Genomic DNA, 15118 nt, shown 5'->3' with positions numbered 1-15118 from the left:
TCAAGCTGGCCAAATCTTTATCGATGGCAAACGATTCTGCGTTGTCGTACCATTGACTGAGCGTTGTCTGCATTTGGTTATTGACCAAGCTAATGCTTTGATGGCTTTGTGTTAGTCGTTCCCCAAGCTGAATCAAAATAGCTTGTACTTGTTCAAGGATCCACTCTGCCCGCGCTGTGCTTAACCATTCTCCGTTGTAGTGCATCACAAAGTCTAAGCGGTCTTGCTCGCTTTGGGCCACCACAGAAAGCGGATAGTCGCCTTTTTCTATTGACTCTCTAAATTTCCAGCTGCCGGTATTTTCTGGAGTCGGGTAGTTTTCAAATACAAAGAGGGTATGGAACAAGCGTTGACCATCACGTTGCAGTTTTGACAAGCTCATGTCGCTGTGGCTATTGAGTGCAGCTACGCCTTTTTGAATGGCTTTGAGAATGTCATTACAGCTTGCTTCTGCTTGCCAATTGACCACTAAAGGTAAGGTGTTGATAAACAAACCTACTGCTTGTTCAATCCCATTGACTGGGATCTCTCGACCGGAAACTGTGCTGCCAACAATCGTTTGGTGATCACCTGAATAGGTTTGTAGTAACTTATGCCAAGCAAATTGCAGCGCAACATTGAGGGTTACACCAGCTTGTTGGCAAGTATGTTGTAGTGCTTTAAAGGCCTCTCCCTCAAGGCTGAACTGTACCGATTGTACTTGCTCAACAATGCGATTTTGCGACAAGTCATATTGGCCACCAAGCAATAAGTTAATATCGTTTGCGGTGTCAAATTCGGCTTGTTGTTGCTGCCAGTAAGCCTGAGTTTGCTTGGCATTTTTAAGGTAATAAGCTTGCGCCTCTAAATAGGTTTGCTGTGCTTGCACCTCTGGTGTTTCCCCAGCACAAAGCTGGCGATAATACTCAGCGACTGCTTGCAGCATTAATGGTCCACTCCAGCCGTCATTAATTGCATGGTGCTCGGTTTTGATAAGCGTGTAGAGGTTTTCACCGCGCTTAAACAAGGTGAAGCGAATAAGTCCAGGTTGGCTTAGGTCAAACGGAACTTGTCGGTCTGCGGCTTGCGCTTCGCTAATAGCTTGCTGTTGGTCCTGCTCGTTTAGGGATGACAGATCTACTATGGTGAAGTGGCTGTCACCAATGCTGGCGTCGCGACACACCACTTGGAGTAGACATTCTTGCCAATCAAATGCGGTGCGAAGAATAGGGAAGCGAACCGACGCTAAACGCCAAGCACTAATAAAATGTTCAACCTCTAGTGCTTGCTCAATATCCATAACCAATTGCACCCGATAAGCATCATCCGTTGGGAAGTTAACAGCATGATAGATAAAGCCTTGTTGCAAGCTATTAGCCGGGTAAAGTGCTTCGATATTATAGTGTTTATTCAACACTTGATAGTGGTCATAAGATAAGTCATTTAACCCCAAGTCGCTTGGGGTTTTCTGCGGTGCTTGTGCAGCGAGTTCACAGCTTGCATTAATGACTTGATGAAGCGCCATTTCAAAGTGTTCAACAAATGCCAGCGATTGAGACTGGTTCAACCTCGAAACTACATCAAAGTAAAGCGTGTCACCGCGAACTGCGCCATTGATGTTGAGTAGCAGGGCATTGTCAGCGTTAGCATTTGCCGCGGTCATCACATAGCCTGCTTGAGTGTCATCCAGCTGCCAGTCTTGGCTTTGCTGTTGTTGTTGATTCAATTGACCTAGGTAGTTAAAGCTCACCTGAGGGCGAATTGCACTGACTTTGCCAGCTTGTACAAAAGCGCCATAGCCCACGCCTTTATCTGGGATCTGACGAAGCATTTCTTTGGTGTTTGCGATGGTTGCAATAACGTCTTTGTGGTGTTCGAGACGCACAGGGTACATACTGGTAAACCAGCCTAGGGTTTGCGACACATCCAAGCGCGGATCTATATTTTCTCGGCCATGACCTTCAAGTTGAATATGATTAACTGTACTGTCAAAAGTGCTGTGTAGGGCAATATTGAGTGCTGCCAAAAGCAAGTCGTTAATGTCAGTATTCAAACCAAGGTTGGCATCTCGTAGCAGCTTTTCGGTCGTCTCTTGTTCAAAGCTTATGCTGTACTGTGACTGCGCTGAGTAAGTAGGTTGGCTGGTAAAGCCTTTTTGTACTTGCTGCCAATACTGTGCCTGTTCTGGGTGAGCCGTAGGGTAGGTGGCAATGGCATCTACCCATTGACGATAGCTGGTGAGTTTGTCTGTCAGCGTTTCGCCATTTAATAGGGTTTGTAAGTCTTGGCTCAACACCCGCCACGACACCACATCAATAATGGCATGATGGAAGGCAAAAAATACTTGATTGCCCTGTGTCGTTTTCACCATTGCTGCTTGCCACAATGGGCCATTAAATAAATTAAAATGGCTCTGTTGTTTGGTCAGCTCGTCAAATAATGCTTCTTTACTCAGAGTCGTTGCATCAAGTAATGGAACGTCAAGCTCCATTGCTGCTTGGTACGCTTGTTTTATCCCGCTGCTGGTCTGAACAAAGTGGCAGCGTAGCATATCATGATGCTCACTCAGCGCTTGAATAGCTTGCGTCAGCCCTGTGTGTTCAATATGTTCAGGCAAGTTAAGGGTAAATGCTTGGTTCCAATGATGAGGCTCTGGTAGCCCTAAATCGAAGAACCACTGTTGGATTGGCAGCAGTGCAAACTCGCCACTTAACGCGCCTTGCTCTGTGCTAAGCTCAATGGTTTCAGTGCTAACGTGTTGAATTAAATAGGCCTGCGCTGCCACGCTTGGGGCGTCAATGATGTCTTTAACCTGAAGGTTGAAGCCAGCTTTACGCAGCGCAGACACAAGTTGAATACTGACAATAGAGTCGCCACCGACTTTAAAGAAGTCATCGTTGACACCCACTTGTTCTAAGCCCAATACTGACTGCCAAATACCGCATAGTTGCTTTTCTAATTCGCTGCTCGGTGCTTGATAATTGTCTTCATCCACCACAGCTGGAGTGGGCAATTTTTTGTGATCAAGCTTACCATTGTTGTTAAAGGGTAATGCCGACATGACTTCAAAGTAGCTTGGGATCATATAGCTAGGTAAAGCCTGAGCCAGTTCCTGTTTTACTGCACTTAAATCTAACTCGTCGTGCTCTGGCACTACATAAGCGGCAAGTTGCTTGTTGCCTGCTTGTTCGAATACCACGACGGCGGCCACTTTAACTTGCGTCAATTCGTTAAGTTGCGCTTCTATTTCAGAAAGCTCGATTCTAAAACCACGGATCTTCACTTGGTGGTCGTTACGGCCCAAAAATTCTAATACCCCTGACTCTGACCAACGTGCCAAATCTCCCGTTTTATAGAGTTTATCTAGCCCAAGTTGCTTGGCTTTGGCGGTGGCAAATGGGTTGTCGATAAAGCGTGTGGCAGTCATCTCAGGTTTATTCAGGTAACCGCACGCAAGCCCTGGGCCTGCAATAAATATCTCTCCTGTGGCACCGTGAGGCACAGGGTTTTGGTATTTATCTAACAGAAGCACTTGACGGTGATTGATGGCTTGACCAATAGGGACTGGCCCATCAATGTCGGCACACGAATAAAACGTGGTGAATGTTGTGCTTTCGGTGGGCCCATAAGCGTTAATCACCAACTCAGGTCGCGCACTTCTGGCAAGAATGCTCTTCACTATGCTCGGGGTGATAGCTTCACCACCGGTGATAACGCAGCGCACATGGTCATAGATACTTGGCTGTTGTAAATACAAAGAGTCGAACAGTGTACGTGTCAACCAGAGGATACTCACGTGATGCTGGTTGATAAGCGCAGACAAACCATCTGGATCGGCACCTTGAGTGGCATCGGCGATAACTAGCTTGCAGCCATTTACCAGTGGTGTCCAAATTTCAAAAGTAGCAGCATCAAAATTTGGATTGGATAAGTGAATAAATACATCGTCTTCAGAGGTATTGAGTAAGTCAGTGTCTTGTACCAAAGAAACAACGCCGCGATGAGGGACAACCACACCTTTTGGTTCACCGGTTGTGCCTGAGGTGTAGATCACATAAGCCTCTGTTTGCGCGTCTGCATCCGATAATACAGGTTTTGCATCCGCTAGCACTAGGCTATCCAAACAGGTGATTTGCGGGTGAGCTTCACAACTTGACACCAGCGCTTCAATCCGAGGGCGCAATTCACTTTGAGTCAAGATAAGGCCAAGCTGAGTATCGCCGAGCATATATTCAATGCGCTGATCTGGGTAATCTGGGTTTAGTGGCACATACGCACACCCCGCTTTTAGAATCGCCAGTTTTGCCACCACCATATCGATGGAACGGTCACAGAATAGCCCAACAAAACGATGAGGAAGATTAAAATCAACATGGTCTTTAATGTAGCTGGCAAGGTTGTTCGCGCTTTGTTCAAGTGCTTGATAAGTTAGTTGCGTATCACCTTCAACCAAGGCAATGCGATGTGGCGTTTTTTGCGCTTGGGCATAGACCAATTCATGAATGGTCGTGTTGAGGTGAGTGGCGTTCTCATTTAGCTCAAGGGTTGCAGGTTTATCGTCATCGCTAAGTAAGGAAATATGTCGATGTGGTTGTGCTGGGTCCGCGACAGTTGCATCGAGTATTAAGGCCATTTGCGAAAGTAAACGCTGTGCTTTAGCTGGTGTAAGCATGGTTTCGCAGAAGCTTAACTTGAGTAATAAGATGTCCTGTTGCTCAACTACACTGATGGTGAGTGGATAGTCTACTTTCTCAATCATTTTCTCGAACGACCATTCGAGTACGTCTTGACCCGCAGGTGTAGGATAATTCTCAAACACAAACAAGCTATTAAACAAACGAGTATTCGGTTCCTGCAATTGCGATAGTGATACGCTACTGTGACCGTTGAGTTCGGCAATTTTGTCTTTCAGGGTGTTCAGTTGCGATGCAATACTGGCCTCTTCTTGCCATGCTAGTGCGAGCGGCAAGGTGTTGATATATAAGCCAACGCTAGCATGGATCCCGTCTACAGGTAATTCACGACCAGAAACCGTTGTGCCAACAATGGTTTGCTCGGCATCGCAGTAGTACTGCAATACTTTGTGCCAAGCAAACTGCATCAATACATTCAAGGTCAGACCTTGTTGCTTAGCAAACGATTTAAGCTGCTGATAACGCTCAGAGGAAAGTTTTAACTCACTTGCCGCTGCTTGTGTGATTTGTGACGAGCCGGATTGGTCAATATTCTTGCTTAATAAACGATTGATATCATTGGGCTCACCAAATTTTGCTTTTTGAGTTTGCCAATACGCATCGCTAGATTTTTGGTTTTGCTGGTACAGAGCCTGCGTTTGTAGATACGCTGTTTCTTCTTCTACAATGACCGGCTCGCCGTTAATGAGCTTGCCGTAGTTTTGATGCACGGTTTGCAACATCACCGGAAAGCTCCAACCATCACTGATACTATGGTGCTCTGCTTTTATCAAGGTGAAATGTGTGGCAGCCCGTTTAACAATAGCAAAACGCATTAACCCTGGTTGAGTGAGGTCGAATGGGGTATGACGATCATCGTGAATTAACTTATCTATACGTGCTTGTTGCTCTGTTTCACTCAGTGCACTGATGTCGTGAAAGCTAAAGTGATCTCGGGTAAACCCGGCTCCACCTTTGATCACTTGAATGATTTCATTATCCCAGTTGAATGCAGTTCGCAGTGCAGGGTAGCGCATTGAAGCTAGGATCCAAGCTTGTTGGTAGGCATCAATGTCGAGCGCCTGATGATAATCGATCACTAATTGGACGCGATAAGCATCGTCATTAGGCTGTGCTAGATGGTGATAGACAAAGCCTTTTTGCATGCTGTTGGCATCAAAGATAGCACGGATCTCAGAGGCTTTTTTGCGCTCTGTCGCGAGCAGCTGTTCAAAGTCCTGCTCGGAAAAAACCTGTTGTGAAGTCAGGTAGTTAAGTAGTGCTGTTTTATTTGCTTTGAGGTAGTCAACCCACTGTTGGCTGAGTCCTTGTTCACCGTGGACAATCTTAAGCTTGTCTGCGTTGGCCCAAAGCGCAATGTTATCCTTTGCAAGTGATTGGCATAAATTCAACATGGTTTATATCTCTAATTCTTGTGTTTTTTCAGACTGAGTCGTGGTGTGTTCTTGTTGGGTTTCACTTAACTGAGATTGCAATGCGGTTAATTGCTCCTGAGAAAGCGACCCTGCACCAAAATCACTCGGTGTGCTCACGCCACCTTGGGCTTTAGCGTCAAGTGCTACTTCGATCACTTCATGTAATGCTTGTGTTAAATGACCTGAAAATGCCTCGGTGAGATTGCCGTCCAGCAAGGAATCTACTTTTATTCTCAGCAGCTCCCCTTGAACTAGAGCATTGATATCGAGAATCAAATTTGAGCTGTTTTGCGCAGAGCTTGTCTCGGTTTGTAGCTGGTTGTCTATTTGCCATAACGCATCACTTTGTCCACCCATTTGGCCGAGATAATTAAAGCTAATATTTGGCAACGTTAAGCTGGTGTCTTGCAGTTGTGCACTACCAAAGCCAAGGCCCTTGTTAGGGATTTGGCGTAAGGCTTCTTTGGCATCAATAATGGTGTCGCTCAGGTTGCGCTGTTGTGTCAGGCGCAGCGGATATAAACAGGTGAACCAACCGAGCGTTTGGTTGATATCAACATCATCGCGCCACATTTCACGGCCATGGCTTTCGAGTGTGATGGCATGCTGAGTTTGCTTAAAAGTTTTACTTAACGCTTGGCACAGTGCTGCTAACAGTAACTCTTCACCTTGGGTATTGAAGCCTGCGTTGGCATCGCGAACCAAATGAGCGGTGGCTTGTGCATCTAACTCCAACCAAGCTGTTGAAGGAGTGGCTGCCATACAAGGTGGATAGCTGGGCAAGTTGGTTGCTAAACGTTGCCAGAATGCCATTTCTTGTGGGTGTACCCTAGGGTAAGACTGCATCATTTCAACCCACTGACGGTAACTGGTACGCTTCGCGAGCAATTCACCTTGCTCTAGAAGTGTTTGCAGATCTTGCGCGATGATCCGCCAAGAAACGGCATCTATAATTAGGTGATGAAGCGCAAAATGAAGGAGGTCATATTCCTCACAAAATCCTTGGATATGGGTTACCTGCCAAAGCGGAGCGTTGCAAATATCAAACTGACTTTGTTGTTTGTTGAGCTCGGTAACCAGATTTGGCGACTGACCATCAAGGACATTAAGCGCTGCCATTGTGCTAGTATCGCTATATTCTTGGGTAATATGGCCCTCAAATTCCATAAAAGTTGTGCGCAACATATCATGTTGTTCACTTAAGCTATGTAATGCCTCTTGTAGTTGAGCGTGGCTATAACCGGTTGGAATTCGAATGGCGAAGGCTTGGTTCCAATGGTTTTCTTCAGGTAATTCCTTATTGAAAAACCACTGTTGTATTGGCAGTAAATCAAAACGCCCAGTTAACAACCCTTGCTCTTGTACAACTTCGCGCTGAGCGGCTTGAACACTAAGAATGCGTTTACTCAGTGTCTCTGCTGTTGGACAATCAAAAATGTCTTTAACTTGTAGCTCAATACCTTGCTTTCGGAGTAAGGCAACGAGTTGAATCGTCAAAATTGAGTCGCCGCCGATGGCGAAAAAGTCGTCTTTGGTACTAACCTGTTCAATGCCCAGCAAGGATTTAAATGCCTCGCACAATAGCGCTTCGGTTTCATCCTCTGGAGCCACGTATTCGCTTTGGCTCGTAAGCTCTGGCTCAGGCAAGGCTTTGCGGTCTAGCTTACCGTTACCGGTTAGTGGAATTTCAGCCAGTTCCGTCCAGGTTTTTGGCTGCATATAATTAGGAAGTGCTTGCGAGACTTGTGCTTTAACTTGCTCAATTTGGCCGATAAATTCAGGCTTAAATTTCAGGTAAGCGGCAAGATAGGAGACGCCTTGTAAAGTGCGGTCGATAACCACAGCTTGGGCGACTTCAGGCAGCTGGTTGATCACGCTTTCGATTTCACCAAGCTCGATGCGATAGCCTCGGATCTTTACTTGGTTGTCGTTGCGACCAATGTACTCTAGTTCACCATCCGGTAATCGTCTTGCCAAGTCTCCTGTTTTGTAGAGTTTGGCACGGCCTTGTTGAACATCCTGCTCGGTTGCATACGGGTTGCTAATAAAGCGTGTTTGCGTTAAGTCGTCACGGTTTAAATAACCACGGGCAAGGCCAGCTCCGCCAATGTATAATTCACCGCTTGCACCGGGTTCGACTAATTGCAATTTGCTGTTTAAAACGTAAGCTTTCATATCTGAAATCGGTCTGCCGATGTGCGACGCTTTAGAGCTAGATTGCTGTTGTAATGCTTTGTAGGTCACATGCACTGTGGTTTCTGTGATCCCGTACATATTGACCAGCAGGGGTTGTGCATCGCCATAGCAATTCCACCATGGGTTGAGCATTTCAGGGTTGAGCTTGTCGCCACCAAAAATCACATATCTCAATTGGTCAAAGTTCAGTTTGGCTCTAAGGGCTGCGGCACTAAATTCGTAAAAGGCCGCGGGCGTTTGGTTAAGTACCGTAATGTGATTGCTCGAACAATACTGTGCAAATGCTTCAAAATCACGAATAAGACGATTGTCAGGAATACACAGTTGACCACCATAGAGTAGCGCTCCCCACATTTCCCAAACACTAAAGTCGAAGGTATAGGCATGATATAGCACCCATACGTCTTGGTGGTTAAAGCCATAGTCTTTTGCGGTTGCACTGAACAGTCTGGCGACATTTTCGTGAGTTTGCATCACGCCTTTCGGTTTGCCTGTCGTACCTGAGGTATAAATGATGTAAACCAAATCTTTCGGCGATTGGTTGATTTTCGGGGCTTCATCGCTTTGTTGCTGAGGGGCAAGTGGCGTAACCAATGGACAATTCACCTCCGCCACACGGCATTTTTCTTGTGCTGCTGTGTACTCCTGTTCATCGACCAGTAATAGGCTTGGGTTGGTATCGCTCAAAATAAAGGTAGTGCGCTCGCTGGCATGATCAGGAGACAGTGGCACATAAGCTGCCCCTGCCTTAGTAACAGCAAGAATTGCAATCAACATCTCGATAGAGGGCTGCATATACAGCGCAATTAAGGTATCGGCACAGAGTGGTTGCTGATACTCAGACAGATATTGTTCACGTAAATGTAGGGCAAGAGCATTGGCTCTAGCGTTAAGGGTTTGATAGTCAATAGACTGAGTTTGAGTTCGTAGCGCGACCCGATGTGAGTGTTCGCAGGCTGCTTGCTCAAACCATTGATTTAAAGTGATGTCTGAGAAGAAAGTTTCATTTTCTTGGTTGCTGCGCGCCAAAATAAGTTGTTGCTCTGCCTCATCAAGCACTGGTAATTCGGCTACATTTAAGTCGCTTGAATGGGTTAGCAATTCAATAAAGCGCGCTTGAATATCGGTGATCCGTGTCATTGCCACACGAGAGAAGACCGACTTGGCCGCGACCACTTTACGGCATAGACCACCTTCTGTTTCAAAGTGGGTAAACTCGATATCAAACTGAGAAACCCCAGGCTCAATAGATACGCCTTTAACCAAGGTGTTGCCCGCAGTACCTAAGGCAAGTTCATATCCTTGACGGCCAATCATCAATGGTGTGATCCCTGGGCGAATGCCATTACTTTTTAATTTTGCTAGGTAGTTACAGGTGACATTAATATGTTTTGCTGCGTCTTTATTGTTATTACCAGAAAGTAGCAACTGCGTAAGCTGGTTGCTGACTTCACTGATAAGCGATGCACCTGTGTATTGTTCGATATCGCAAATCGAAACGGTTTCAACGTCAGAGTAGTGGCCCAAAATCGCTCGAGTTTTCCGAGTACGGCGAGCCATTGGGATACCTATGGTTAGGTCGGTTTGTCCGGTGGTATGAAATAGAGTCAAAAAGACACTGGCAAGCACAACGCTAAAGCTGGTAACGCCAGCTTGAGAGGCAGCCTGTTTTACTTGTTTTAGCGCCGCTGGGTTTTCTTCGCGAAAGGCAATGCCGTCGTAATGATGCTGAAGGGCTTCAGTGTTGCTTTGATAAAAGTCTACTGGGTACAGCTCTTGGTTTTCTGATTTGTTGTCGCTGGATGACTTCTCATCAAACATAACTTTGTAATCAAGCGGTGCAAGGTTAAGTTCGGTTTTATCAAGTACAGCCTCAACACAAGCCAGTAAATCACTCATTAATACTTGCAGCGCCCATTGATCACAGTTGATGTGATGCCCTTTAATGGTCAGTAGCAGTCGGGCCTCAGACTCACAGACATAAAATTGAAAGGTTTCTTTGCCTATATCGATAGCTTGTTCAATCAATATCTTAGCGGTGTCTGCGTCAGTGTGTGAGATAAACTCACCAGGGACATCTAGCAGCACAGGAGGCGTTGGTAGCAACTCAAGTTGCGGTTCTCCTTGAGAGTCATCTATGCGGCTCGATAAGATAGGGTGGCGCGTAAATAACAGTTCGAGTGCCTGTTGCAGAGTGGGTTTGCCCAGTTCGCCGGTAAACTGCACTGCACAGGTAATATTGTAAACGGGGTTCGCCACATCAAGTTGTTGGGCTTGCCATACGTGAAGCTGTCGCGTCGTGAGTGACTTGAAGTTGGCGGAATTGGATGATGAATTCATTGCGTTATCCTTGTTTTTTCGCCTTAACACAGCGGCTTTTGCCAGTTTGCTTTTTGGTATTTTGCTTGTTGCAAGCGGGTCAGATGTCGCGCTACCGCGGCAATAAGCACCTCACATGCAAGCGTTGGATGTTGTTGTAAATACATATGATCGCCTCCAACATGGTGGTGCTGAAAATGGTTCTCGCAGTACGCAGACCAAGCATCATAAGACTCGGGATTTACCAAGTGGTCCTGCGTTGCCAAAATAAGTTCAACAGGCATGGTTAGGGTGATATCCGTGCTAACGCTTTGCTCCGCGAGTGTAAAATCATCCTTAAACATACTTGCGACCACCGCTTCCACCTCTTGGCTCAACCGGTGCTTTGGTAGCATATCGAGCTGATACAAAGTGGAGAGTAGGTCGCTGTCACTCAATTTAGCGTACTGAGTCACCGATGGAATACAGGGAGCACGGCAGGCAGATAGGCATACTAAGTCAGGAGTTGCCAAAGCATGTTTGCGGAGGTGATCTGCGAGCTTATACGCCACCATGCCTCCTAGGCTATGGCCAAAGAACACACACAGCCGCTCACTGCGCGGCTGAAGTTGCGTGTTACTACTTAAGTGACTAAGTGCCTCATCCCAGTCCCGTAAAGATTGCATGCCCGCCTTGGTGCCTCGGCCTGGTAAGTCGATGCCGTGTAGTTGCCAATGGTCAGGTAAATGCTGTGCCCACTGCCGAAAGAACAGAGACGAGCCGCCAGCATGATGAAAACAATAGAGGTCAACCGGCATCATAGCTTGAGCTCCAACGTAGGCGTAAATGCTATCGACTGGCCGGTTAGCATCGTGTTGGTTTTCATAAAGTTGACTAGGTATTCAACGAGATCTTGGTAGCTAAATACCGCAGGGCGCGCCCCAAGCACACCACCTTTAAGGTTGCGTTTTTGCATTCTCGCTGCTTTGCTGTCGGTTGCAAGTAGAGGGAGTACAAAGCTATTCACCGCAAGCTTACTACCTTGATATTCTCGAGCGAGCGTCATCATCAGCGCATTATGGGCGTGATTACAGACACTAGCAGTGGCTTCTAATTCGTAATTTAAGGTGTCTGATTGCGTCAAAAACACTAAGTTACCACCACTAATCCTTAAGTTATCGGCGATCACTCGAAGTACAGCAAAGGCATTTTCCAGCCGAGCTATTACTTGCTCACCCACGCTGATGTCTTCAAGCAACTTGCTCTCATCAAGGCGGTTTGCACAATGCAGCACCATCACTTCTTGTTGTTTGTGGTTGATTTCAAACCAGTCTAATAGCGCCGCTGTGTCTGACGTACTAAGCGGTGCACTTAGAGATAAATGCATTGCTTCTGGGTTATGTGCAACAACCTCAGGGCTGGCATTAATCAGCAGCAAGGGGTGCTTTTGTGATAATAAATGGGTAATAAAGTGGTTATCAAACTCACCGGTTGGATAAAGCAAAATAAACGCTTGAGCATTCATACCGCAAGCCCTCCATCCAGTCTGAGTACATTTCCAGTTTGATAATTCGACGCACTAGAAGCGAGGTAAAGTGTGGCATCCGCAATTTCCTTTACGCTACCAACACGGCCAAGCGCCGTGTGTTTCAACACCGGATTGATAATGCTGGCAGGAATATCGTCAATCATATCGGTGGCAATAAAGGTTGGCGCTAAGGCATTACAGTAAATGCCACAGTGTCCATATTGCCGTGCAATTGTCCGAGTTAATCCAATTATTGCGCCCTTTGAGGTGGCGTAGTTGGCTTGTCCTTCGCGGCCACTGATCCCGCTTTGCGACACCATATTGATAATTTTGCCAGCGCCCTGTTTCGTCATCACAGGTAGTACGGCTTGGCAGCACAGCAAAGTGCCTTTAAAGTTTATGTCTAACACGTCGTGGAATGCGTCATAAGACATTTGTGAAAACAAGCTGTCGCGGGTTACTCCTGCGTTATTCACAAGTACATCGACTCGGCCTGTGTCGCTAATCGCTTGACGAATAGCTGCATTCACAAACTCACTATCGATAATGTTGCCACTTTGCTGGATAAAGCGAGCTTCATACTCAGGTTGATGTAACTCTGCAATGGGCGTTTGTGTGCGACAAATACCGTATACGCGTGCACCCCCCTGTAAAAAGGCGAGTGCGATGCCTTTGCCTATCCCTTTGGATACGCCAGTTACTACTACTGTCTTTCCGGTAAACACAAGCTAATTCCTTAATCCGTGTAAACAATGGTGAGTTCGGCTTTTGCGACCAACTCATCTTCAACGTGCGCTTGCGTTTTGAATCGAGCCATTGCGCCAAACTCGGTCTCTAATTTCGCTGTCACTTTCATTATTTCGCCGGGGCGAACAGGGCGGCTAAACTTAGCCTTTTCAATTGAAGACAACATGCCCCCTTTATGGGTGTTGTTGCAGCACAGGCCACTTATTTGTGCCATGGTTTCAATAATGAGTACCCCTGGAAAGATAGGTTCGTCGGGAAAATGTCCCTGTAAGCCCGGCTCGTTGTGTGAGACAAACTTGAGCCCAACAATCATCTCTCCCGGTGAGTGTTCAATGATCTTGTCTGCAAATTTAAATGGTGCCTTATGTGGCAAATTGTCGGTGATCATGACTTTTCATCTCCCCAGTCAAAGCAAAAGTAAACAATGAGAAAAAACACCACACTGGTAACGCTTAAAATAATCAATTGACGGCTAACAGCAGCAAGCTCGACGCCTTGATTCGCCACTAAGCGCAAGGCGTCCAAAAATGCGGTGGTGGGGAGTAACGAGACAATTTCTCGTAACAGAGTTGGGAAGTTGGCAGTGTCGAAATAAATGCCTGACAAAAACATTAAGGGAAAATAAAGCAGGTTCGCAATACCTGAAGATACTTCGACTCTTTGGCTGCGTGCGCCCACTAAAACACCTAGCATACAGATACAAAATGAGCCTAACGCCATCACCGCAACGATATCGACAATATTGCCTTGCAGCGTATAACCAAATAGAAAGTGAAATGCTACGAATAAGATCACCATTTGGAAGACGAGTAAGAACAAGCGTGCAAGCACAATCCCGATAATGTAATCACGGCGCTTAAAAGGGGAGAGGCGTAGGCGTTTGAAAAAGCCGTTTTGCCGGTCAGATACTAGACTATTGGCAATCGACACCAGTGCTAAGCCGAGAACCTGCAACACGATGATCCCAGGGATCAGCCAATCTGTGTAGCGATAACCTTTGACGCTAATAACATTGCTTTGCATCGCATCGCCATTGGCTTGTGTTTTCAGACGCAATAAGTAGTTACGTGCCATTAATGATTCATCGGAGTTATGGGTAGAAAACATCGCATTCGGTGCTAGATACACCTCTGGACTAATTTCATTTTGCAACTTACGTAGCACGGAGCCTGGTGAGCTAATTACCTCAGCTAATTGTGCTGAGGCAAAACTGTCTTCCAGCACAATCGAATCCGTTTGCGAAAGGCGTGTAACGGTGACTAATGGGTCTTCGTCCATCGCTTGTAACCACTTCTGTTCGATTTGTTCGCCATGCATCACAACCACATTCATCGGTGACATTTTTGGTCCACCGGAGAAGGCTTGGATCAGTAATAAAGCAATGAAAATAGGTAAACCGAATGTCCATAGCAACACCGCTTTATCACGGAAGAAAGGTCGAATATTGACCATCATTAATTGCCAAAATGGATATAGCTTTGTTTGACTTAACTCAGGCATAACTTTCCCTCTCCATCGTGGAACCTGTGAGTTTCAAAAATACGTCGTTGAGTGTGGCTTTTCTGGGTTCTTTGATCACTGGCGTTTCAAAGGTGCGATTAATGATGTCGCTTGGAGCACCAGACTCGATGATTTGCCCAGAGTTGATAATGGCTAAGTTGTCACATAAGAACTCAGCTTCATCCATGTAATGGGTCGTTAACATCACACAGGTGCCCGCTTCTTTGAGGTCTTTAATAATGTGCCAAAATTCTTGGCGGCTGGTGGGGTCAAGCCCCGTGGTTGGCTCATCTAAAAACACCAGCTTTGGATTACCCACGACGGCCATTGCTAGAAACACTCGCTGTTTCTGTCCGCCACTGAGTTCACTGAGCCACGCTTCTTTTTTCTCGCTCAAGTTGAAGCGCTCTAGTAGCGTGTCAATTGGCGTGTAGCTTGGATAAAAGCTAGCAAATAACTCAACGCATTCTTTTACTTTGAGTTTTTCGTAGAGGTTATTATGCTGCATTACACCGCCCATCAGGCTGCGTAACTTAGTTTCATCTTGCTTCCAATTGAGACCAAATAATGTCACCTCGCCTGAAGTGGCACTGCGCAGGCCTTGAAGTATTTCCAACGTGGTGGTTTTACCTGCACCATTGGGCCCAAGGAGTCCAAAGCATTCGCCTTCACTCACGCTAAATGACACGTCGTCTACAGCGACTTTGCGTGTTCTTTTGTAGACCTTCCTTAAGTTTTTCACTTCGATCACGGTCGTCATC

At 46.3% G+C, this 15118-nt stretch carries 8 protein-coding genes; all 8 read right to left on the bottom strand.

Annotated features, from left to right (window positions below):
• The coding region (locus CEX98_RS03070) for a non-ribosomal peptide synthetase (RefSeq protein WP_099640664.1) at window positions 1-6067 on the bottom strand (6067 nt) is incomplete at its 3' end.
• A gap of 3 nt (window positions 6068-6070) precedes the next feature.
• The gene (locus tag CEX98_RS03065; protein WP_099640663.1) at window positions 6071-10624 is read right to left on the bottom strand and encodes a non-ribosomal peptide synthetase; all 4554 of its coding nucleotides are present in this window, start codon (window positions 10622-10624) and stop codon (window positions 6071-6073) included.
• Between the two features lie 23 nt (window positions 10625-10647).
• Window positions 10648-11403 (bottom strand): thioesterase II family protein, encoded by a 756-nt coding sequence (locus tag CEX98_RS03060; RefSeq protein WP_099640662.1) that lies wholly within the window; start codon window positions 11401-11403, stop codon window positions 10648-10650.
• Window positions 11400-12107 carry a hypothetical protein gene (locus CEX98_RS03055; protein ID WP_099640661.1) on the bottom strand — a complete coding sequence of 236 codons (708 nt, stop codon included), beginning with the start codon at window positions 12105-12107 and terminating at the stop codon, window positions 11400-11402. Before CEX98_RS03055 ends, CEX98_RS03060 begins: the two co-directional genes overlap by 4 nt.
• A complete protein-coding gene (locus CEX98_RS03050; protein ID WP_099640660.1) occupies window positions 12104-12835 on the bottom strand; it encodes an SDR family NAD(P)-dependent oxidoreductase in 732 nt (243 codons plus the stop codon). Before CEX98_RS03050 ends, CEX98_RS03055 begins: the two co-directional genes overlap by 4 nt.
• An 11-nt stretch (window positions 12836-12846) precedes the next feature.
• Window positions 12847-13245 (bottom strand): 3-hydroxyacyl-ACP dehydratase FabZ, encoded by a 399-nt coding sequence (gene fabZ / locus CEX98_RS03045; protein WP_099640659.1) that lies wholly within the window; start codon window positions 13243-13245, stop codon window positions 12847-12849.
• A complete protein-coding gene (locus CEX98_RS03040) occupies window positions 13242-14357 on the bottom strand; it encodes an ABC transporter permease (RefSeq protein ID WP_099640658.1) in 1116 nt (371 codons plus the stop codon). The genes fabZ and CEX98_RS03040 overlap by 4 nt, the downstream gene beginning before the upstream one ends.
• Complete coding sequence (locus CEX98_RS03035; protein WP_099640657.1) at window positions 14350-15117, bottom strand: ABC transporter ATP-binding protein; 768 nt, start codon at window positions 15115-15117, stop codon at window positions 14350-14352. The genes CEX98_RS03040 and CEX98_RS03035 overlap by 8 nt, the downstream gene beginning before the upstream one ends.
• Between the last annotated feature and the right edge of the window lies 1 nt (window position 15118).

This window comes from Pseudoalteromonas piscicida, assembly GCF_002744175.1.
Taxonomy (GTDB): Bacteria; Pseudomonadota; Gammaproteobacteria; order Enterobacterales; family Alteromonadaceae; genus Pseudoalteromonas; species Pseudoalteromonas piscicida_B.
The sequence above is the reverse complement of the archived record's forward strand: the minus strand, read 5'-3'. Positions and strand labels throughout refer to the sequence as shown.

What these genes read in the sequence shown, in the direction of transcription:
- CEX98_RS03040 (WP_099640658.1), bottom strand. Translation starts at nt 14,357, where the DNA reads ATGCCTGAGTTAAGTCAAACAAAGCTATATCCATTTTGGCAATTAATG.
- CEX98_RS03065 (WP_099640663.1), bottom strand. Translation starts at nt 10,624, where the DNA reads ATGAATTCATCATCCAATTCCGCCAACTTCAAGTCACTCACGACGCGA.
- fabZ (WP_099640659.1), bottom strand. Translation starts at nt 13,245, where the DNA reads ATGATCACCGACAATTTGCCACATAAGGCACCATTTAAATTTGCAGAC.
- CEX98_RS03060 (WP_099640662.1), bottom strand. Translation starts at nt 11,403, where the DNA reads ATGATGCCGGTTGACCTCTATTGTTTTCATCATGCTGGCGGCTCGTCT.
- CEX98_RS03035 (WP_099640657.1), bottom strand. Translation starts at nt 15,117, where the DNA reads ATGACGACCGTGATCGAAGTGAAAAACTTAAGGAAGGTCTACAAAAGA.
- CEX98_RS03055 (WP_099640661.1), bottom strand. Translation starts at nt 12,107, where the DNA reads ATGAATGCTCAAGCGTTTATTTTGCTTTATCCAACCGGTGAGTTTGAT.